This is a genomic window from Candidatus Paraluminiphilus aquimaris, from assembly GCF_026230195.1.
In the GTDB taxonomy this organism is placed as follows: Bacteria; Pseudomonadota; Gammaproteobacteria; order Pseudomonadales; family Halieaceae; genus Luminiphilus; species Luminiphilus aquimaris.
Window position 1 is genome coordinate 1,650,981 of the sequence record NZ_CP036501.1, and the last position, 21,406, is coordinate 1,672,386.

At 53.0% G+C, this 21,406-nt stretch carries 14 protein-coding genes, 1 tRNA gene and 1 pseudogene; 4 read left to right on the top strand and 12 right to left on the bottom strand.

Features of this window, described 5'->3' with window-relative positions; all coding sequences use genetic code 11:
- Positions 1-58: 58 nt before the first annotated feature.
- The 3 genes from E0F26_RS07565 to E0F26_RS07575 form a co-directional block, all read right to left on the bottom strand.
- On the bottom strand, positions 59-982 hold the full coding sequence (locus tag E0F26_RS07565; RefSeq protein ID WP_279241063.1) for a YeiH family protein: 924 nt from the start codon (positions 980-982) through the stop codon (positions 59-61).
- A 152-nt stretch (positions 983-1,134) separates the two neighbouring features.
- A complete protein-coding gene (locus E0F26_RS07570; protein WP_279241064.1) occupies positions 1,135-2,460 on the bottom strand; it encodes a M20/M25/M40 family metallo-hydrolase in 1,326 nt (441 codons plus the stop codon).
- A gap of 15 nt (positions 2,461-2,475) precedes the next feature.
- Positions 2,476-5,772 (bottom strand): amidohydrolase family protein, encoded by a 3,297-nt coding sequence (locus E0F26_RS07575; protein WP_279241065.1) that lies wholly within the window; start codon positions 5,770-5,772, stop codon positions 2,476-2,478.
- Between the two features lie 153 nt (positions 5,773-5,925).
- Between E0F26_RS07575 and E0F26_RS07580 the strand changes: the two genes are divergently transcribed.
- A complete protein-coding gene (locus tag E0F26_RS07580) occupies positions 5,926-7,536 on the top strand; it encodes a sodium:solute symporter family transporter (protein WP_279241066.1) in 1,611 nt (536 codons plus the stop codon).
- Here E0F26_RS07580 and E0F26_RS07585 read toward each other — a convergent pair.
- On the bottom strand, positions 7,514-8,545 hold the full coding sequence (locus E0F26_RS07585) for a sterol desaturase family protein (RefSeq protein ID WP_279241067.1): 1,032 nt from the start codon (positions 8,543-8,545) through the stop codon (positions 7,514-7,516). The two genes, E0F26_RS07580 and E0F26_RS07585, sit on opposite strands and share 23 nt — an antisense overlap.
- Before the next feature lie 409 nt (positions 8,546-8,954).
- On the opposite strand from E0F26_RS07585, the gene E0F26_RS07590 reads away from it, so the two are divergent.
- On the top strand, positions 8,955-11,189 hold the full coding sequence (locus E0F26_RS07590) for a TonB-dependent receptor (RefSeq protein WP_279241068.1): 2,235 nt from the start codon (positions 8,955-8,957) through the stop codon (positions 11,187-11,189).
- 159 nt (positions 11,190-11,348) lie between these two features.
- Positions 11,349-11,425, top strand: a tRNA-Arg gene (locus E0F26_RS07595).
- A gap of 152 nt (positions 11,426-11,577) precedes the next feature.
- Here E0F26_RS07595 and E0F26_RS12520 read toward each other — a convergent pair.
- Together E0F26_RS12520 and E0F26_RS07600 are read right to left on the bottom strand one after the other, a co-directional pair.
- A pseudogene (locus E0F26_RS12520) lies at positions 11,578-12,003 on the bottom strand (PAS domain-containing protein); the annotation flags it as partial.
- A 55-nt stretch (positions 12,004-12,058) separates the two neighbouring features.
- Positions 12,059-12,550 carry a hypothetical protein gene (locus E0F26_RS07600; RefSeq protein ID WP_279241069.1) on the bottom strand — a complete coding sequence of 164 codons (492 nt, stop codon included), beginning with the start codon at positions 12,548-12,550 and terminating at the stop codon, positions 12,059-12,061.
- A 171-nt stretch (positions 12,551-12,721) separates the two neighbouring features.
- Here E0F26_RS07600 and E0F26_RS07605 point away from each other — a divergent pair, with 171 nt between their 5' ends.
- Positions 12,722-13,720, top strand: a complete 999-nt coding sequence (locus E0F26_RS07605) for an Ldh family oxidoreductase (RefSeq protein WP_279241070.1) — start codon at positions 12,722-12,724, stop codon at positions 13,718-13,720.
- Positions 13,721-13,787: 67 nt separating this feature from the next.
- Here E0F26_RS07605 and E0F26_RS07610 read toward each other — a convergent pair whose 3' ends face one another.
- The 6 genes from E0F26_RS07610 to E0F26_RS07635 all read right to left on the bottom strand — a co-directional run bounded on the left by E0F26_RS07610 (position 13,788) and on the right by E0F26_RS07635 (position 21,403).
- Positions 13,788-14,348, bottom strand: a complete 561-nt coding sequence (locus tag E0F26_RS07610) for an aminomethyltransferase family protein (RefSeq protein ID WP_279241071.1) — start codon at positions 14,346-14,348, stop codon at positions 13,788-13,790.
- Positions 14,345-17,290 carry an FAD-dependent oxidoreductase gene (locus E0F26_RS07615; RefSeq protein WP_279241072.1) on the bottom strand — a complete coding sequence of 982 codons (2,946 nt, stop codon included), beginning with the start codon at positions 17,288-17,290 and terminating at the stop codon, positions 14,345-14,347. The genes E0F26_RS07610 and E0F26_RS07615 overlap by 4 nt, the downstream gene beginning before the upstream one ends.
- Positions 17,287-17,583 (bottom strand): sarcosine oxidase subunit delta, encoded by a 297-nt coding sequence (locus E0F26_RS07620; protein ID WP_279241073.1) that lies wholly within the window; start codon positions 17,581-17,583, stop codon positions 17,287-17,289. Before E0F26_RS07620 ends, E0F26_RS07615 begins: the two co-directional genes overlap by 4 nt.
- Before the next feature lie 8 nt (positions 17,584-17,591).
- Positions 17,592-18,839 carry an FAD-dependent oxidoreductase gene (locus tag E0F26_RS07625; RefSeq protein ID WP_279241074.1) on the bottom strand — a complete coding sequence of 416 codons (1,248 nt, stop codon included), beginning with the start codon at positions 18,837-18,839 and terminating at the stop codon, positions 17,592-17,594.
- 81 nt (positions 18,840-18,920) lie between these two features.
- Positions 18,921-19,676, bottom strand: coding sequence for a DUF3726 domain-containing protein (locus E0F26_RS07630; protein ID WP_279241075.1), 756 nt, complete (start codon positions 19,674-19,676; stop codon positions 18,921-18,923).
- Positions 19,673-21,403 carry a hypothetical protein gene (locus tag E0F26_RS07635; RefSeq protein ID WP_279241076.1) on the bottom strand — a complete coding sequence of 577 codons (1,731 nt, stop codon included), beginning with the start codon at positions 21,401-21,403 and terminating at the stop codon, positions 19,673-19,675. The genes E0F26_RS07630 and E0F26_RS07635 overlap by 4 nt, the downstream gene beginning before the upstream one ends.
- Positions 21,404-21,406 lie beyond the last annotated feature (3 nt).

A 21,406-nucleotide genomic window follows, 5' to 3' on the forward strand; every position in this document is an offset into this window, starting at 1 on the left:
GGTTCACAGTCATCTACTGCAGGGACTAGAGCAACGCCGAAATTGGAAAAAAGCTGAACTAAAGGTTGAGAATCCAGAGGAGACTGGCTGTGCTCAACCCGCCCCACAAAATGAGCGCCATGCCAATGAGGCGCGGACAAATGGTCCTGAGTGACTCTAATGACATTTGAGAGCCGATAAGAAAGAGTGCCAACGCAAACAAGCTTTTGCTGATCATGGAAAAGCCAGTGGTGACTACGCTCTCGAACTGGAAATAGCCACCAATCAGACTGGCGATGAAAAATAAGGCCACGAAGAGCGGAACGCGCACTTCATTCGCAGTAACCCGTTTCATCGAATAGCTAGCAAGTATGATGACAGGTATGAGCCAGAGAATACGAAGGACCTTTAATGTTGCGGCGGTCGTCATCGCTTCATCACCGTATGCAGCCGCCGCACCCACAACAGAGGAAGTATCGTGGATCGCCATGGCCGCCCACATGCCAAATTGTTGCTGGCTCAAATTTAACTGCTCGCCAATAGCGGGAAACAAAAGAATGGCGATGCCGTTAAGTACAAAAATGATCGTCAGGGTCTGTGCGACCTGCCTGTCTTGAGCTTGGATGACCGGTGCCATCGTAGCCACTGCAGTGCCCCCGCAAACGGCGGTGCCTGTTGTCAAAAGCTTACCACTCGTCTCGTCAGTGCGGATGACCTTTAGAAGCAGATATCCCGAAAACAAGGTTGCAACGACCATTACCGACACGATCAGTCCGTTGCTTGAACCGAGTGTGACGACCTCACGAAAGGGGAGTGCTAACCCGAGAATAACGACGCCGCTCTGAAGGGCGCCTCTCGACAATTTTGATGCATGACTCATTGGGGCGGGGCCAAGCGTTAGCGCAAGGCCGATACCGAGAAACAGTGCAACCGCTGCTTGCTGGGTATAGATCGATAGCCCTGCGGCCAATGAATAGGCAATAACGGTATGCATTTTTGTCATATGCAAATTATGACAGTTATCTCGGTAAGTTCCAGCCTCAAGATAGCTCTTTTGAAGTATCTGTCGGCGGCCGAAACCGAACCGAGGAAGCGTCTTTTTACCCGACGACGGCGAATTGATATTCCCCGCCGATTGAAACGTCAGCGGGCGCTCTACTGTTCTTGCGCAGCCTTACCTGAAAGACGGTATATGAGTATGGCGGCGCGCTTAATCGCTAGGGCCATGGAGTCTAGTGCGAGGCTTTCATTGGGCGTGTGTCCCCCCTTTCCTAATGCACCCATACCGGCTAGGGCATCGGTATAAGGTGCAACAAAGGAAATGTCGGCGGCGCCACGTCTCAGTGGATCCCACGTTTTCATAGCCCCACGTCCCAATGCTTGATTGATCGTAGAGAGCTCGTCGGCAAGGGCACGATTGCCCGGTGAGGGTGCCATCGGTGGGTAGCTGTCAGTGAATGTGATTGACGCCGACGTCTTTGGAAGATGGCTTGCTACGATAGCTTGCATCTTTACTTTTGCGCGAGCCAACTGCTCGACAGACAGCGCACGTATTCCACCGTGCGCGATAGCTGTATTGGGAACAACATTGGTTTTACCGAATGTTTTGCCGCGATTTTGGCTCGGGTCATAGCTGACTGTCGTCCCGCCTTGTAGCGTGCCCGCATTAAAGGTCAGTCCATAATCGCCCCGAACATCTGAATAAAAAGCGTCAATGATGCGGGCTGCTTCGTTAATAGCGCCTGCACCTGTTTGCTCACTGAAAATGCTCGAGGAGTGGGCCTGCTTACCCTCGACTTCAAGCATCCAACTGCTTGAGCTCCGGCGCGCAATGGTCGCCCAATCTGCCCCTTCTGTGGTGATGGCACCCTCGAATCCAAGCGCGATATCGGCCCATTTTCCCGCCTCAATCAGATCTCTTCGGCTAATTGACAAAGGTCTCCCTGACTTTTCTTCGTCACCCGTGTACGCAACGGTGATAGGAATGCCGTCGAGCGCACCAATGTGTTGCAGTGCTCTGAGTGCGTAGACGATCACAGCGTTACCGTCTTTCATGTCTGCAATGCCGGGGCCTGTTGCGATATTGCCGTTCCGTGAGAAGGCTTGAAAATCGTCGTCGGCCTCAAACACTGTATCGAGATGTCCGATCAGCAGGAATTTCTTACCTTTGCCTTTTTTTGTCGCGAAGAGGTGTCCCGCGCGGTTCATTTCCTCGGGCATATCGATCCATCGTGTCTCTAATCCCAGTGAATCAAGTTCTCGGGCCATGACATCACCCACAGCACGAACCCCTGCGTGATTCATCGTTCCGCTGCCGATATTGACCGTCTCTTCGAGTAGCGCTATCGCTTTATCTTGGTGCGCGTCAATCCAGCTCACCATGGCTTTCTCGTTCTCGGACAGTTGTCCCCCTTGCGCTGACACACTCGCCGAGACGGCAACCAAAAGCGCGCTGGCACAAAACCTTTTCATCCCTTTCATTCTGTCGGTCCTTACTTATCGTATTTCGTGTTGCGGCAGACCATGCCACCAAAGCGTGGGTGCTTCGGAATCGCCCGTCACCTCCTCGCCAAGATCACTCGCACGGTAAAGGCGACCATTGAGCATGACATGTGTTATCTGATCGGTGACCTTAACGTTCTTAAGCGGGTTACCGTCGACAACCTGCAAGTCGGCTAGCTTGCCTTTCTCGATAGACCCCAAGTCACTATCCATGCCCAAATATTTCGCCGGATTAATGGTGGCCGTTGAGAGCATTTGCATGGGGCTCATTCCGCCTTCAGCAAAGCTCCACATTTCCCAGTGAGTAGCCAAACCCTCACGCTGACCATGTGCACCCGTGTTTACGATGACACCGAGTTCCATTAACTCCTTCGCCGCGGCAGCCGCGTCGTCATCTCTGAAATCTGGCTCGGGCGAGGTGACACGCCGAACAGAGCGCGGCTGGAGCACGGTTGGTGGTACAAATTGCGCGAGTAGGGGGTGTTTCCACACCTCGGTATCACGGTAGAAGCGGTCTTCTGAGGTCAATCCGCCATAGGTAACAACGAGGGTTGGTGTATAGCCCACATCGGTTTGTGACCAAAAGTCCCGCACGTCATCGTAAATGTTCAGTGTCGGAATATTGTGCTCGATACCGGTTGAACCGTCAGCCACCAAGTTCATGTCGAGGTTGTAGAGCGAGCCACCTTCAGCGACAACGAGCATTCCCGCATCGCGCGCTGCTTCAATCACCATTTGGCGTTGCGCACGGCGTGGTTGATTGTAGTTTTTAACGCTGATGGCCCCCTGTGCTTTCAAACGCGCGACGACTGCCTTGGCATCGTCAAGTGATTCAATGGGATCAAAGCCCGTGCTTTTGGCACCATAAATAATTTCGCCGGTAGAGAAAATTCTTGGGCCCAAGGTCACCCCGGCACGTTGATATTCGGCGGCCGGAAAAACCTGAGCCGCTCTGCTCGAGGGATTGTGGACTGTCGTGACACCCAGACCTAAATGGGCCAGCAACGACCAATTTTGCTGAGGGATAATGTCGTCGCGAGCGTAGGGTCCGTGTGCGTGCGCATCAATGTAGCCTGGCAATAAGGTTCGTCCCGCCAGATCGACGATTTTGGCCTCTTCAGGGATCGATACACTCCCCATCTCCCCAACGGCAGAGATTCGGTTTTCGGTCACAACAACCGCGCCGTTTTCTATCGTCTTTCGCGCGTCATTCATGGTGATGACGTGTGCGTTGATGAAGGCGACGACGCCGTCGGGTCGATCAGCCTCAACGGATAAGCTTAAGTCCGCGAGCTCGACAGACTTGCGCGAACTGGTTCCTAGCGAGCCGTCGAGGCGATAGGCCATAAACTTAGGACCGACACTCCACGAGACCTGCTTGGAGTCGGCACTCCATTTAACAAACTCACCACCGGGTGCGCTGATGCGCTCAGTCGCGAACGCTGAAGGTCCGGATGTGTTGTCAGCAATACTCGATAAGGCAATAGAACGCCCAGTTACCGGTAAGGCTGCGACGTAAAGGCGTCCGGCCTCTCTGTAGGCAACATGGTGTCCGTCGGGTGATATAAACATTACTGTCGCAAGGGGTGAGTGGGCATGCGATTTGATGTCCTCGCCAGCACGGTTCATGGAGATAAGTTCACTCGAGGCGTCGTCACTACCTCGTCCGACGGCTGAGCTCACGCGCTCCGTGGCAAAAATACGGTCGTTAGGCCCAAAGTGCGGTGAACGACCACGCTTGCTGACAAATTTTGCCGTCTTGTCACCGAGGGTGTAAGTGTAAATCCCCGGTTTTTTTCCCCAGTAGGGATTTGTCAGCGAGCTACCGCTTAGTTTGGTAAATAGCAGCGTTTTTCCATCGCTTGAGACGCTCAAGTCAACATAATGCCCTGGGGTACTATAAACCGCGGCAGAGCGCCCGCCGGTGGCTCTCACTTTGCGGACCGAGCCGAGCCCTGAGTCCGTCCATGAAAGATAGAAAACCGTCTTTCCATCTGGCGAGAAAGCGGGAGAGAGCTCTCGCGAGTTGCCGTTGTCTCGGGTAAGTCGCTTTGTTTTACCGTCCGGATATCGACTGTAGAGCTTACCCATGGATTCAAAAACAACGGTGTTGCTGCTGGGGCTTTGGACGGCAAACCGCGGCATTGATGTTTTGAGTGTATCGGGCGCGACCTCCACGGCGACTTGAACAGCAGGGTAAGCCGTACGTTCATCGTTGACTTCAAACGGAATGTTCACCGACCTCTTCGTTGCGACATCGACCCGCCAAATTTTACCTTTCGACCAGTAGACGATTTCTTGGCTATCCGGCATCCACGCCATGGTGGGGTAGGCACCTTGAACAGCCCAGGTTTCTTGCATATCCGGATCCAGATCATCCACCAGCATCGTTTGCTCACCTGATTCAAGGTCCATGACAAACAGACGCGAGGCGGCTCTGACGCGTTTCACGAAGGCGAGTGACTTGCCGTCGGGGGAGGGGGTTGGCCTCACTGCGCCACCGGCTCCACCAACCACTTTGCTGGTTTCACCGCTCTGGAGGTCGTAGCGTTTAATGGCCATGACTTCTCCGTTACTGTCCTCGTGGTAGATGAAGGTGTTACCCGGCGTTGTATTTTGAATGTAGAACACGGACTGGCCGTCTGCACTGAAGGTGGGTTCACCTAGCTCTTTTTGAAAGGCCGCGCTCGGTCGCTCTACCAGCACCGACCCCGAGAGGTTTTCACGCGCTATACCTGCATCGATATTGGCGTCATAAAGCCAGACTTCGCCCGTTCCGAGAGATCGAGATGTCGTAAAGTGCTTTTTGGCCACTAAGTAGTTGCCCGATGGATGCCAGCTTGGGTTGTTTAGGAGGCGAAACGTCTCGTGTGTTATCTGCTGTTTATTGCCGGGGTTAGAGAGGTCCATGACCCAGATGTTGTCAGCCCCATTACGATCCGATGTAAAGGCAAGGAATCGGCCATCGGGACTGTACTGTGGTTGAATCTCCCAGGCATGTCCGCTCAGTAAGGGTTCAGCTTTCCCGCCTGAAATCGGTAATTGGTAAATGTCACCGAGCATGTCGAAAGCGATATGACGGCCATCTGGGGAGACGTCAAGGTTCATCCATGTCCCCTCGCTTACGTTCAATGGAAGCGTTTGGGCGTCAACGGAATAGTGAGGGGCCGCAACGTCCCATGTCGGGCTGCTGGACTCGTCATCGAGCGCCTGGCTTGCACTAATGTATGAGGTACTTAGGAGGAACACTGCAGCGAAGAGCTGCGAACGATATGGGAGTGTTTTCGACATAGAACTCAACCGTCTATATTTTGACTATTTGACACAGAGAAGTATCACACTGACTCTCTGTTTTCGACCCGCATTTGGAGGGGTGAGTTGTAAACATGGGTGTTTTGGATTATCCCGTCCTTACGGTCTGCGTAGTGCTGTAGGAGGCATGCATTGTTATCGATAATTGATTGGGCGGTGGTCGCGCTCTATTTGCTGGGACTGGTGACGATGAGTCTTTACCTGTCTCGCCAACAGACATCTGCTGAGGATTATTTTGTCGCTTCCAATAGTGGTAATGCACTGAGCATTGCTTTGTCCGTCATGGCGACCCAGTGCTCCACCAACAGTATTTTGGGGGCTCCAGCTTTCGTTGCCTTTGTGGTTGGCGGCGGGCTCGTATGGCTGCAGTATGAGCTCGCTCTGCCACTCGCGATGATCTTTATCGCTATTTTCCTCATTCCAATCTTTCACCGGGAACGCCTTGTCTCGGTATATCTGTATCTGGGCCGCCGATTTGATGACAAAACACAGTGGCTTATCAGCGGTCTGTTTCAGGTTTCTCGCGCCGCTGTTGCTGGAATCACCGTCTACGGTGTCGCGAGTATGGTTTCTGTTGTGACGGGGCTTTCCTTCACACAATCCGTACTGCTCTTTGGTGCCATTACCATCGTCTATGACGTTCTTGGGGGGATTAGGGCTGTGATTATCAGCGACGTCGTCCAGATGGTGATCCTGACCAGTGTTTTGGGTTATCTCGCGTACTTATTGATTGCGTCCGCTGGGGGAGTTGAGGCGATGCTGGCGCAAATTCCAGCCGAGCGTACTGCGGCTCTCTCATTTCGTCATCACGGTCTGGGTGACGGTCATGACTTTGCTTTCCTGCCCATGCTGATTGGCGGGTTTTTCCTCTATGTCGCGTACTACGGTTGCGATCAGAGTCAGGTGCAGCGCCAACTGTGTGCGGCTACGCAAGATGATAATCAGAAGATATTGCTGATCAACGGGGTTCTGCGTTTTCCCCTGGTGCTCCTGTATTGCCTCATTGGAGCGGGGCTTGCGGCTTATGCAACCTCGCACACCGACTTCCTGTCTTCCCTCCCCCTTATCAATGATGCGCCAAACTACAACATGGCGCTGCCTGTCCTCTTTTCTCGGGAGTTGCCCGCAGGCGTGGTGGGGTTAGCGGTCGTTGCGCTGTTGGCTGCCGCGATGTCCTCACTCGATTCGGTCATCAACAGTCTATCGGCGACCACATTGAAGGACTTTGTTAAACCGGCGATGAGGGAGCGAATAGCAACGCCAGCGCAGGAGCTTTGGTGGGGTAGGGCACTCACGGTGGTTTGGGGGGTGTTCGCCTTGGTCACCGCGTTTTTTGTCGATGATATAGCGTCTACCGTTATTGTGGCGGTGAACAAGGTGGGGTCCTTGATTAACGGTCCCATTCTTGGCGTATTTCTCTTGGGATTGCTGACTCAAAGGGCGACCGGAAGAGGCGCTCGAATCGGCTTCTTCGTCGGCCTTGCGGTCAATGGGTTCCTGTGGGCGGCGATACCCTCTGTTTCGTGGCTGTGGTGGAACGTTATCGGGTTGGCGGCGACTATGGGGGTCGGGCTGATGACCAGTGGCGAGGCATCATCAGATCCAGAACCCACTGATCTTATGTGGAGCCCTGCCTTCTACCGCAGTGCGGGTTTTACGAGAAGCTGGGCACCTGCTTATGGGTTCCTTGGACTTTGGACACTGCTACTTATGGGCGTACTCATGGTGTTTGGAGCACGATAATTAGCGCACTTTCGCCTTTACATCGGTCTGTGTGGCACCGCCAGTCAATGGATTGGTCGATCGCATAGAGCCCCCTGTAAGCATGGCGAACCAATCTTTGAATGGGCCGGCGGTATTGTGCCAACACGTTCGATATTGATCTTGTGTCTCTGGGCCCAGACCCCAGTGTGTGCTCACCTTTTTCGGGAATATAAAGCGTTCCGAAGAGTCGATCCCAAAGACTCGTCACCGCAGCAAGGTTAGTGTCCCAGTGCTTTTCCAGATAGCTGTGATGAGCGTGGTGCATCACCGGGCTGTGCAGCCACTTCGACAACCACACGGGGTAAGGAAACGCGCCGTGATAATGCCGGAAAGATCCATTGAATCCGAAAAGTAAGGAAAAGAAACCGATGTTAAACAGCGTCGCATGCGTAACATCACTCTCGAATAACCAGCCAAACAGGCCACCTGCAATGCCGTACGCTAAGGCAGCGCCAGCCGCATAGATGGGCCCTTCGAGGAAGTGCTCTCGGTAACGTGTTAACGGCGTTAGGACCTCTGCTGAGTGATGCACTTTGTGGATGACCCACAGTGCCGGCACTTTATGTTCGGTGTAGTGAATGATGGAAAAGATAAAGTCATACAGCAACAGCGTTACCAAGCTGAAGAGCAGCATCCATCCGTAGCTTATGTCCAGCGTAGGTCCGGTACCCCAAGTGTCTGCCAAGCCATTCATAACTAGGGTCTCGGCGAAGGTGCCAACACTTAAAATCAGGGCGGTGGCCCAAAAGGGTCTTAAAAAGCGCTCAAAGACATAAAGGGTGATATCAACACGAGCAGATACATGGGTATAGATATCGCGTGGTATGAGAAACTCAAGTAAACCGGCGGGGCGCTCGCTACCTGACGCATCCTTCGAGCCACGGCCGCCACGAAAAAGCCAGATCGTTACAGCAAGCACCAGCGTGAGTAATAGTAAGGGCCAAGTAAGATCTCGCGGTAAATTGTCCCGCAGTAGCGTGAGCAGCACGCTCGAAATATCGGCTAGTGGTCCGATGACAAGACTCCGGCTCTCATGCGTTGATAAAAACGATACTTGGACTGAGTTGGAGGGTCCAGTGGCGTGGCTCTAATGCATTGAACTTTTGGTCGAAGTTTACAGACCTCAAACCTTGTCTGTGGTTTCTGGATTGGCGGAATTACGTGCCTGACATGCAGAGTAGTTGGGAACCGATGCGTGACTCTGTGAGAAGTTAAAACGTCAAATTTTTTACTACGGCTAGTAAAACCCCGGTTTCCATCGTTAAAGCGTTAAGTGTCTGCGTTCGGTATTTTTGTTTCGCAACCCCCGAATTCACCCATAGGGATTAAGTCTGACGCTTGGCGTTCGATCGGTTTTGGATTTCTATAGCCGTATAACAAAAGCTAATGAGGAAACCATGAAACTACCGTTCAAAAAGACTGTATTAATGGCGGGATTGGTCACGGCTGTGCCGCTTGCGCAGGGCCAATCGATCTTGGAAGAAGTGTTGGTGACGGCGCAACGGAAAGCTGAGAGCTTGCAGGACGCGCCGATTGCGATTACCGCCTTTCAAGGGGAGGATATTGCGGCTCGTGGTATTAGAGATGTGCAAGATATCAGTAATTTTGTTCCCAATATCAACATTGCTCCCTCTCCGGGGGGTGACACGGGTGCAACCATTGCGATTCGCGGCTCAACAACAATTAACCCAGCGCTCACATGGGAGCCCACAGTTGGTCTCTACTTGGACGGTGTGTTTCTGGGGAAAAACCTCGGTGGTATTTTTGAGGTCGCTGAACTTGAACGAGTTGAGGTACTGCGCGGTCCGCAGGGAACACTCTATGGAAAGAATACGCTCGGTGGGGCAGTTAATCTCGTTACCCGCACACCGGGAAAGGAGTTTGGTGGATATGTGGAAGGCGGCTTCGGTAACGAAGGTTATAAAGCTCTTCGCGGTCGTATCGACACGGGTGCCTCCGGTGTCGTGGGAGAGGGGCTTGGTGAATTTCGAGCGAGCATTGCTTATTCAACGCAAAGTCGCGATGGTTTCTATGAAAATAAAGATCTAGACCCTACCGGTGGTTTTAATCCCTTTGTCAATCAAAAGTCCAGTTCGACCTTCTCTGACATGGACAGTGATGCGTTTCGCTTGGATGCCGTTATCGAGGCCTCCGATACGCTGTCATATCGGTTTAGTTTCGATCAAAGCGATGTCAGCAAAGCCCCCAGCATGGGCCAATTAACAGACGTCAACGAAGCGTTTTTTGCGGGATTGGATCTGGGTTTTCTCGGAGATCTGCAGGCGCTTTATGAGACCTCACCGGATCGTCGCGCGACTGCGATAAGTAACGACCAATCGGGATTTGAAAAATCTAAGGTCAGAGGCACCTCGCTTACCGTGACCAAGGAGTTTGAGGCCATGACCTTCAAGTCGATTACGAGTCAGCGCGATCTTGATTGGTCAGATCGATTGGATATCGACGGTACGCCAATGAACCTGTTTACGTCGCAGCGTCAGGTCGATTACGAGCAGTTTTCTCAAGAATTTCAGTGGTTGGGACAAACTGACTCCTCAAACTGGGTTGCTGGGCTGTACTACTTTGCGGAAGAGGGCGACGTTTTTAATCCGATCTCTTTCTTTGGTCTGTTTGGCGCACCCGCGGATAACAACGAATACGGTCTCAATAACACGTCTTGGGCTGTCTACGGACAGTACGAGCGGCAATTGAGTGACCGACTGACGGCCACTGTGGGGCTTCGCTACACGGACGAAGAAAAAGATCAATACGTCTTCCACCCGCAGGCCTCGACTGGCGGCGTTGGAGCGTTTAACGTATCCGACTCTGATAGTTGGAATAACACGACCGGAACTCTGGTGGCGACCTATGCGCTGTCTGATAACGTCAACGTGTATGGAAAACTGGCCCAGGGATGGAAAGCCGGTGGTTATAACGGCGAAGCGCCCTCGGCTGATGCCTTCTTTGAAAGTTATGACCCTGAGGAAGTGCTGTCTCAAGAGCTGGGTTTCAAGTCTCGATTGATGGATGACCGAGTTCAGCTCAATGCCGCGGTGTTTATGAACGATGTGTCAGATATGCAGTTCAGTGTATTTCTGGAGGGTACGGGTGGGGCAGCGTCTACCGTTGATAACGCGGGCGCCGCGACCATCAAAGGAATTGAGATTGAGTTGATCGCTCAGCTGTCAGAGTCACTTCGATTGGGCGCTAATCTCGGCACCCTCGATACGCAATACGATGAGTTTATTGAGCTTGGTCAGAACGTTAAGGACGCTAAAGACTTTCCGTATGCGCCTGATCGCACAATGAGCATCGACCTCGATTGGGCAGTGATGCAATCAGACTGGGGTAGCATCGACGCACATGTCGATTGGAGCCGAAAAAGTGATTATGTGGCCTACACAAACCCGGATCAGAACGTCACGGGCCAGCTTGGGTCGTACAGCATTCTTAATGCACGGGTAAGTGTCAGTGATGTGCAACTGGGCGATAGCGCGCGGTTACAGGTATCTGCATGGGGTAAAAATATCACCGATGAGGAATACCGAGAAAACATCATTCCATTTGGGCTCTGGACGGTTAGCTATTGGGGACAGCCGGCGACTTACGGAGTTGATTTACGCGTCGATTTTTAGAGCGAGCCTCGCCCCTTGTTGATGGTACCGGGTATTCGTTTTCGTCACGGTGATGTCATGCATTGTCCAAGCGAAATCAACTGGCGTATGGGCTCATTTGGACAATCCGTGTCTTCGGACTTGAAAAAGACAAGGTGAGGAGTATTATCGCACCTCTTCGCGCCCGTAGCTCAGCTGGATAGAGTACCTGACTACGAATCAGGCGGTCGTACGTTCGAATCGTACCGGGCGCGCCATACAAGAGAGCCTCACCCTTTGGGTGGGGCTTTTTTTTATGGCATGTTTTTTGGTCGAGACAGCTTAGACGTTCTACCGAGGTGGTCATCTCACCCATTGCTACCAATCGTGCGGAATGTGCGGCCGCTTGTTGTGCTTGGCGACTTGAAGTTACGTCTTGTCCAATACAGATAAGACCAGCCAGACGCTGCTTATCGTCCTGGTAAGGAGTTAGGTTCCACACATAGGAGCGATAAGAGCCACGAATGTTTAATTGCATTTCATGCTCTGATGTCGTTTTACCTGCCAGACCCGCGTCCATTGCTGCTAGTAACTTATCGGCGCCAGGCCCGCTTTCGAGTACATCTTTAATCGGTATCCCTGCCTTTGGTTGAAGGTGTGTTTCAAACATGGGCAGCGAACCCTGATTCCAATCTTTAAGTTTCATGGAATGATCCAAGACTAGAATGGTCGCCGAAGACTGCTCGATGAGCGCGGTTCGATAGCTAGCTTCCGTGAGCAAATCACCCATCAGGGCCCTCTGATGGTGGAAAATTGTTGATAGGCCTCTGGAGATGAAGCCACCCAAAAAGACCATGGTTACTGTGGCCGTAATCCATGTTTGCGCTGATTGTTGGTAACTCGCCTCTTGGCTAATGCCCGAGGGTATGCCTGCGACGTACAACCAACCGAAAATAGCTATCGTTGCTGAACTTAGGCCGACTGCCCCCGAGTGCAACTTTGGACCCTGTCAACATACCTGTGACCACGATGAAGACCAGTAACATCAACTTACCACCACCCAGGTGACCGAATGACCAAAGCCCAAGTACAGCTAAAACGTACAGACTGGATAGCAGGGCAACTAGTCTCAGCTCATAGGAAAGTCGATGCCGCAAGAGAGTAACGATGATCATAAACAGCAGTAACACTGCCTGCATGACCATCACAGGAGTAACGCCAAAAGATGCTGCTCTTGAAAAACTGGCCAGTAAGCCGGGCAAACCCAGAATGCACAGGACGATTAAGATCGCATTGCAAATTTTGCTGTTAAGGGACTTTGTTTGAGTCTCAATCGATGTGTTGCTCGAGGGCCCGACGCTGGTGAACGGAGAAGAGTTATCTATGTCGGGTGCAATAGTCACTTCTCAGCCCCATCTCTTTTATATTCTGCTCTTAGCCTACTACTTTTTGATCTACCAACGAGAAGCTGAGGGTCGATTTACTTAGGAATTATATTGATAGGACTAATTTGACTTGCTCTGAAATGAACTCCTGCCTAGTGTTTGCAGTTAAGACGGCTATAGGAGAACTTTGTGCCCACACTCACACTGACCCAAATCGAGACTCTCTGCAGAGATGCACTGCTCAACGTGGGCGCAAGCCAAGAGCAGGCGGATATCGTAGCGGCGGAAATAGCGGATGCGGAGGCTGAAGGCATCAGGAACGTGGGTTTGGGTTACATGCACCTGTACCTGAAACACCTCAAGGTGGAAAAAGTAAAACCGCACGCGTCTCCAAAGATTGTCAAAACCTCAGCTGCGAGCACGGTGATCGATGCGGACTTTGGTTTTTGCCATCACGCCTACCTAGTGGGCGAGGCACGATTGATCGAGACAGCCAGAGAGCAAGGGGTTGGAATGATGTCGATTCATCAGTCGTCCTCTGCCGGCGTCCTTGGTTGGTTTGTGCGTCGACTCGCGAAAGAGGGGCTGGTGTCATTGATGTTTGCAAATAGCTCCAAGGCGGTTGCCGCTCATGGGGGGAAAGTACCTTTCTTTGGGACCAATCCGTTTGCGTTTGGCGCGCCCAGAGCCACGGATGAGCCGCTGGTGGTTGATATGGCTACCGCCTCGACCGCGCGTGTCAATTTGGTCAAAGCGGCAGCTGAGGGGCGAGAGATAGAGCCTGGACATGCGATAGACAGTGACGGCAGACCCACAACTGATCCGGCCGCAGGACTCAAAGGCGCGCAACTGCCGGTCGGTGGTCCCAAGGGGTTTGGTCTTGGGTTGATGGTTGATGTTCTGGGCGGTGTGTTAACCGGCAGCAATTGTTCCTACGAAGCATCGATGTTTGCTACCACCGAGGGCGGTCCGCCCAATGTGGGGCAAACCATTATTGCTATGGACCCCGCATTTTTTGCGGAGGGTTTCGTTTCGCATTTGGAGTCCATGCTCGGTGAGCTAACTGAGGACAGCGACGTGCGAGTTCCCGGCGCGCGGCGCGCCGAGTTGCGACGCATTCACGAGGAGAAGGGCGTGGATGTTCCCGATAGCCTGCTTGCGCAGATTGCTGAGTTGTCAGCCGCTTAGCTTAGTGGCCACCCCGGCCACCCCGGCCACCCAGGCCTCCGAGGTGAGGAGGGTGGTTGCGTCGTCGTTAGAGGAACTCTAATCGAGCGTCGAGCAGTGCTTCATGTGCATATTCTGCGTAAGAGTGATCGAAAAGTAGTGAAAATACGTCATCTCCGTCCAAATCATGCCGGACGATGATGCAGTTAATGAGCGCGATCTGAGTTTGCGCGACATCGCCCGTATGAAAGGTGTCGGGGCTTAAGTCCACACCACAGAGCTTGGCCATCATCAGCGCTTTTTGTTCCCCTCGAATGACGAGCCAAGCGTGACTGTGTTGGCAAAAGAGAGGATAAGCTGACTTTTTGAATGCATCGTCCGCTGAAAGGGGCAAGGTTGCGCCGTTGCCGGGGTCAAGAAACCAAAATTCGCGCTGGCTCAACGCCATCACGAGGGTGTTGTCTTTTGTATTTATAAGCCGATTAGGTCGGTCCGGTAGGTCCCAACCCTGTTCGCGCAACACACGAGCGGCTTCTTTGCCTCTCAGACCCCATCGACGCCTCTCAGTGTAGTCCTCTACCGAAATCGCGCCGTTTTGCTTCGATCCTGATAATGGCGATTCAAAAATAGTATCGAGGTACTCGCTCATAGTGCTTGCCTCGAATTGTCTGGATCATAAAACGGGGTGTCGGTTACCTGCGCCTGTACCTCTCGGGATCCGTCTGTGCGAATACGGACGGTCGCCCCGGTGCTGGCATCCTCAGGGTGGACATAGGCGAGACCAATGATCTTATCCAAGGTGGGTGAGTACTCGCAGGAGGTCACAGAGCCAACGATATTGCCCTCGCGAATCACCAAGTGTCCCTCTTTAGGTTTTGGATCTGCAGCGCTCAGTTCGAAGCCCACTAGTTTTCTCTCCACCGCCACCTTAGATAGGACTTCAACACTCTTTCCACCGACGAAGAAAGGCTTCTTTTTAGCAATCGCCCAACGCAGCGATACTTCATCGGGTTGCGTCATACCGTCGGTATCTTGGCCCACGATGATGTGGCCTTTTTCAAGGCGGAGAAGCCGCTGAGCCTCAACACCGAACGGACGGATACCGGCTTCCTTACCTGCTGCAATCAGTCGGTCCCACAAAAAGCCAATAAGGGGTGACGGGACATGCAACTCGTAGCCCAGCTCACCCACAAATCCCACTCGCATAGTTCGCGCGGGTACGCCCGCCACACTGGCCTCACGGTAAGCGAGGTAAGGAAAGTCGTCCGGCTCAAGACTTATGTCGCAACCTGCTAGAGCGAGTACCTCACGTGACTTGGGCCCCGCTACATTGACGGCACTAAATGCGCTGGTGACATTGGCAATATCAAGGTCGAGTCGCCACTGCGCATTCCACCGCAGCATGTCTTGGTAGACGCGATCTACCCCGCTGGACGTTGCGGTGACATAGAAGTGTTGCTCGCCAATCCGGGCGGCAACACCGTCATCGGCTACTACGCCCTGTTCGTTGGTAAGCACCGCGTAACGTGTTTTACCAATGGGCTGCTTTACGAAGCCAAAGGTGTAAAGCCGATTCATAAACTCAGCCGCATCGGGCCCACGCAATTCTATACCGCCTAGGGTGCTGACATCGATAATGCCAACGCCGCGTCGTACGGCGTTGACTTCCTTTTGAATCTGGATCTCGCGCTGCGCTGGACTGCCGTAATAGGCAGGTCGTTGCCAATTGCCCGCCGGCATCATTTGGGCATTCAATGCGAGGTGGCGGTGGTGCAATGGCGTTCGCCGGAGAGGGTGAAAGCGCCGACCGGCCAGTAAACCCAGGGGCTCCGGTGCGAGTGGCGGCCGTGCGGTTGTGACGCCCGTCTGACTGACAGAGCGCTGCGTTGCATTTGCGACTAAACGTGCCGTTGGAAGTGCTGAGTGGCGCCCCTGCGAGGGACCCATACCCACGGTAGAAAAACGCTTTACGAGCTGAATATCGCGGTAGCCCATGCGGGTGGCATTTACGATGTCCTTGATCTGGAGGTCCTCGTCAAAGTCGACAAACTCACGACCTTTGGGATGCTTCACGAACGGCCACGGAAAATTAACCTTCTCATCGCATGACGTATCTTCGTCCACGCCGATCTCGGCCTGTGCAGGGAGGTCAAGCGCTCGCATTGCTTGGCGAGCGGCGTTCCTTCCACTTGCCTCAACGGATGCGAGGGCAAATACGCTGTTCACACTGCCTGCAAGGTGCAGGCCCTTTGGCAGATTAGACAGCTGGAACTGGGCGGTATCGTCGTCATAACTCAGAGAAGCCCCCGCTTGGCAGGCCAGCTGATAGGCGGGCATGAAGCCTGCCGACATGGCGAGGACCCCGCAGCGAATCGTAGCGAGCTTTTCTCCTACATCTGATGTGGCATCAAGTTTATGGACGTCCACCTCAGACAAAGCGTGGCCTAGGGCGTCGCTTCGTGCCTCAAAAACGGCTGCGTGCGAGTAGACCGTGATATTGCGCTGAATCGCCTGAGCAAGGAGCTCTCGATCGTCAGGGGTTTCACGAAGGTCGATGATGCCACCTACAGACGCGCCACCATCTTGGCTACTGAACGCTGTTCGGTACGCGTGGTCATTACCCGCTAGCACGACAATAGGGGCCTCAGGAATGACCCCGTATAAACGCGTCAGGCGATCGAGGGCACTGCACAGAACAACGCCTGGTAAATCATTATTCCGGAAAACGACATGCTGCTCACTGGCGCCTGTTGCCAGAATGGTTTGCTTCGCTCTGAGTTTGACGAGTCGCTTGCTTTGAAGAATCGGCAGGTAATGGTCGCTAAACCACGCATTGCAGGTGGACGAGCGGAAGACACGTATACCTTCGTGTGCTTCAACAGCCTCAACTAAGGCATTGCGCGCGCTTTGCGTTGTTTCGTATGTCGCCTCATAAGATGACCCACTTGCACTGAAGGATGCATACCCAAACGCGTGGTAGTTAAGTGAGCCGCCCAGGTGCGCCTCCTGCTCGATCAACGCAACCTGTGCGCCGGCATTGGCCGCGAGCAAGGCAGCGTTTAGACCCGCTGGCCCACCGCCAATGACTGCAACATCACAAAAGACGTAGGTTTTATCGTTGTACGGCGCCTCAACCGATAAATTACTCACGCCTAACCCGGCCGCTTTCCTGACAATGGGCTCCCAATAGGCCCAGATGCCACGCGGCTTAAAAAACGCTTTGTAGTAAAAGCCCACAGGCAAAAATCGACCGACCCAGTCGAGCGCCCGAGATAGATCAAACCGCAGACTCCCTGTGTAGTTTTGCCCTGTTACACACAGATCATTCTCTGCAGACAGGTGGTCGGCTAGCACGTTGGGCGCTTTGGATGTTTGCACGAGGCTATTGGCGTCGTGCCCACACAGTGTCAGTGGCCCTCTGGGTCGGTGATACTTGAAAGACCGAGATTGGAGCCAATAATTATTGGCGAGCAGCGCCGAGGCAACTGAATCACCCTCTAAGGCTTTGATTGCCTGCCCTTCGAATGTAAATCGCACAGCCCTTGAAGGGTCGATCCACTGCCCAAAGTATTCGTTACTCAAACGCTTCATGCGTCGCGCTCACTGACAGAGAACTCAACCCGATCTTTGAATATCTCCTCCGGGGGATAGGTGCGAATAATCTCATCGGTCACGTTATGTCGCTCGGCAATGAACCAGTAGCTACTCGGGCTATGAAGCCACCATTCGGTAACAATTCCAGTGTCATTTTCTTCATAGAAGACGTATCTCGCCCAGTCTTTATCCGAAACATCATGAACGTCGGGCATCGCCTTAACCTGCCCGCCGTAGACAAATTCACTGATATTTCGCGGCCCGTTTAGTGGACAGTTCATGATCTTCATTGACTACCTCAGTGACTCGCCGCCGTCGCGCCCATTTCATTAACCTGTTTAAACCGGTCAAACCGCGATAACTCGAAGGGCTTGATCAGCTCCGGCACTTTCCCACCACTCGCTACGAGCTCGGCCATTGTTTTTCCGCAGATAGGTGTGGCTTTAAATCCCCAAGTGCCCCAGCCCGCATCGATGTAATAATTTTCCACCGGGCTCAAGCCCATGATCGGGCTGTAATCCGTTGTCATGTCTGTGATACCCGCCCACTGTCTTAGCAGCCGCATTTCACTTAAAAATGGGAACATTTCGACGGCGCTAGAGAGCAAACTCTCCTTCAATGGTAGCGACGCACGGCTGTTGTAGAGCGGGTAGGGGTCCGAGCCTCCGCCGATGACTATTTCCCCCCGACTGGTTTGCTGAACGTAGCAGTGCAGGGCCGAGGAACTGACGAGAGGCGTCAGAAAAGGTTTCACGGGTAAGGTGACCATCGCTTGCAACGGGTAGGCAACAAGCGGAAGTTCAAATCCGGCTTTTCGTGCCATCGGGGCACTGTGCCCGGCGACAGCTTGAATCACTACACCGGCCTCTATGGGACCTCGGTTCGTATCCACACCCGTGACACGGCCACTCTTCACGTGTACGCCGGTGACTTCGGTCAGCTGGTGTAACTCAGCACCGCGCTGCGTTGCGCCCTTTGCGTACCCCCAAGCTACCGCGTCGTGGCGCGCTGTGGCGCCATCCTTGTGCCACAAACCGGCGAGCACGGGAAGATTAGCAGGATTGAGATTCAGCGTTGGCACAAGCTTGGCGATATCGGCCGGATCGATTAGCTCGGTTTGCCCACCAAAGTGTTTGTTTACCTCAGCTCTTTGTCGGAACGCGCGAACCGTAGCGTCGGTGTGCGCGAGGGTAAGCTGACCTCGCTGTGAGTACATGATGTTGAAGTCAAACTCATTCGAGAGTGCCTCATATAGCTTTACCGAGGCACTGTAGAACTTAACGCCTTCTGGAGTGAGGTAGTTGGAGCGAATGACGGCCGTATTTCTCGCCGTATTGCCGCCACCAAGATAGCCTTTCTCGAGAACCGCGACATCAGTGATGCCGTGATATTTTGCCAGGTAATAGGCAGTAGCGACTCCGTGGCCACCGCCGCCAATGATGACGACATCATAACGACGCTTGAGCGCCGTTGGGGCCGGCAGGTCGGCGTCTTTTTCGAAAGGGTAGTCCTTTGATAATCCGTATTTAAGGAGGCCAAACGGCATTGAGCACGACCTTATAACTTGCGTTATTTTTTTTTGATGTTAGCTGAATCTCTTCCGAAAACCTTTTCATTTTTGCAGTATTTAGTCTGCAGGGCCTGCGCCCAAACGTGAGCTAGACGTAGACGCTACCAAGGTTAATTTTGCAAGGCCCTGCAGCTGCTCCCAAAGCGCGGTGTCGACCGTTATGCCGTCACGTTCTGTTTTGGATCGGACCTCTAAAAGGTCGCTCTCATCATGACGCGCCAAGAGGTCGTATTCATATTCGGAGCGCATGGTGGGCAATAGGTCGACGTGATTGGCCATCACGACTGTAATACCTGTATTGGCTTTGTTTTCATCAGGAAGTTCCGATACCGCATAGATTCGAATGGACGGTACCGTCGAGCTCGCTCGGAACCCAATAACCTGTTCGGTTAGCGGCGTCTGCGAATTGCGCCAAAATGCCGTGACGTTCATACCGCGATTGGCGAGACGTGCGAGATATCCCATGACCAGCTGGCGTTGGCGACATTGTCTGATTTTTAATACGGAAAAGCCGCGTGCTCGTGCTTGAGTAAATGCCAGCTCAAGAGGCAAGTGAGAGCAAGCTAGAACGCTCACATTGTGCGCATCAAGCACCGTAATGTCCGTATCCTTATACAGGATGTCGGGAGGTGAGTAAGGGTGCTCAAGAGAGTATTGCTCGAGCGCTTCTTTGAGTGTCTTAACACCGTCGAGTCCAAAGCTCTCCATCCAACACAGCATGTCTGCGGCATCGGTAGCTTGCCCGTCCGAGAAGCCCAAGCCAATAAAGGCTTTCCAGGAAAGTGAATGGAGTTCGTTAAAGGAAACTTTCATGGTGCGGCTTGGGAGCGGGAGTGCTCAGGTGCAAGGGCAAAGCTCCAATCGTCGAAGTCGACCAGATCGACAGGTTCAGCGTTAAGCTCTGAGATCAGCGGAGCACCTTGAAAGAATGTGACTCGAACCCAACGCTCACCCTTTGGGTCGAAGCGTTGAGCACCCAAAAACGAGAGCTTCGTGCGTAATAGGTGCATCGGTTTCATGTCACGATGCCAGAGGTTTGCTCGAATTTCGCCGTAGGCGGATACGGCCATGGTTTGTATGCGACGAATAATGTCGCTGTCACGGGGATTGGCCATCAGGAAGTCGATAGTAAGTGCAGTGGGGTCCTCTTCAAGATGCCTATCTAAGTTTGCATGCACACGCTGGATGCGGGGACCGATAGCGATCGAGAGCTCTTTCTCTTCACCTTCATCAAGACCCCGGACACCCAATCTAGGTTCTTCCTTCTCGATGGAGCGATACCAAAACCAAAAGCGCTCATCAGGCGCCGTTAAATCCACCTGAAGCGCCCAATCCATATGCGTTTCGATCAGTTGCTTGAGCTGTATTAAGGGCATATCTGGAATCAGATCTAAGGACTCCTCTGCCGCCATGTAGTCTTCAAGCGCATCCGCGTGGTCTGGGTATAGTTCAATGAGAAGTGTGTTGATGAGCTCTTGGGTTTCCACCGTGAATGCGGCCTCTGCCCAGTCTGTAAGCTGTAACCACAGGTCGCTCTCTGGGGATACTTGATCAAGCCACGCCGTCGCCATGGATAATTCGTTAACCACATCCACATTTTTGGCGCGTTGATCGGCGTCCTCGATGTCGCATTCCTGCAGGCTTTGAATTGCGCGTCGCATGAGTGCAAGTAATTGCGCTTGAGACTGCTCATCGGCCACTTCTTGCTTGGTCAGGCTCAGTGCCGTCTCTCGCATATGAACCCACTGGTTAATGAGCAAGGGATGGTTGATGAGAAAGGGCGCCATGCCCAAACCCGTAGAGTTACCGATGCCAACGTACCGTTTTAGCTCGTCTGACAAGGGCACAGCGCTCGGGCTCTTTTGCCGCGCGATGTGCTCGACTTGATCGATGGAAAACTGGCGCAGTACATAGACCGCAGTCATTTGTGCAGAGAATGGCTGCCTGAAATCGGGGTTTTGTCGCAGTCTCGCAAAGTCAGCGATACCAAATTTCCCATTTCCGTAAACGGCCGTTGTTCGGTAGAGATACCCTGCAGTTTTGAGTAAGGATTCACACGGTTGTTGCCCTTGACTCAGCTGCTCAACGAAGGAAGAAAAATTTCGCATACTGCGGTTAGCGCGGGAGATGACGAGCAAATTCGAGTGTTGTCGACCGGCTTCCTGCAACGGTACATTTTCCGCTAGCGATGCCATCAACTCATCTTCAACATCACCCTCAACGAGACCAAATGTAAGGTCCCAAGCTTCAGCGATCACACGGTCGGAGCGATTGGCATCGTCTAGGTATCGAGAAAAAATAACCACGTGGTATCGCGCCTGCGGTGTCTGTATCCGATAGATAACTTCACCGTACCCATTGGCGTCCAAATCGAAACGCGTCTGTGTCACTTGCCAGCGCTGTCTTCCCATTTTACGAATGAGCGAGCGCGCGAAACTCAATCGACTACTAGAGAACGCACCTAAACGTGGCAGCTCCATAACCGATGACGGCGGTCTGAGCCATAGATTGGTAGGTTGTAATGAAGGATCAAGATTCACGTT

Bases quoted from the DNA above. Each gene is read 5' to 3' on its own strand.
- E0F26_RS07590 (WP_279241068.1), top strand. From the start codon at position 8,955: ATGAAACTACCGTTCAAAAAGACTGTATTAATGGCGGGATTGGTCACG.
- E0F26_RS07565 (WP_279241063.1), bottom strand. From the start codon at position 982: ATGACAAAAATGCATACCGTTATTGCCTATTCATTGGCCGCAGGGCTA.
- E0F26_RS07575 (WP_279241065.1), bottom strand. From the start codon at position 5,772: ATGTCGAAAACACTCCCATATCGTTCGCAGCTCTTCGCTGCAGTGTTC.
- E0F26_RS07625 (WP_279241074.1), bottom strand. From the start codon at position 18,839: ATGCCGTTTGGCCTCCTTAAATACGGATTATCAAAGGACTACCCTTTC.
- E0F26_RS07570 (WP_279241064.1), bottom strand. From the start codon at position 2,460: ATGAAAGGGATGAAAAGGTTTTGTGCCAGCGCGCTTTTGGTTGCCGTC.
- E0F26_RS07620 (WP_279241073.1), bottom strand. From the start codon at position 17,583: ATGAAGATCATGAACTGTCCACTAAACGGGCCGCGAAATATCAGTGAA.
- E0F26_RS07610 (WP_279241071.1), bottom strand. From the start codon at position 14,348: ATGAGCGAGTACCTCGATACTATTTTTGAATCGCCATTATCAGGATCG.
- E0F26_RS07630 (WP_279241075.1), bottom strand. From the start codon at position 19,676: ATGAAAGTTTCCTTTAACGAACTCCATTCACTTTCCTGGAAAGCCTTT.
- E0F26_RS07615 (WP_279241072.1), bottom strand. From the start codon at position 17,290: ATGAAGCGTTTGAGTAACGAATACTTTGGGCAGTGGATCGACCCTTCA.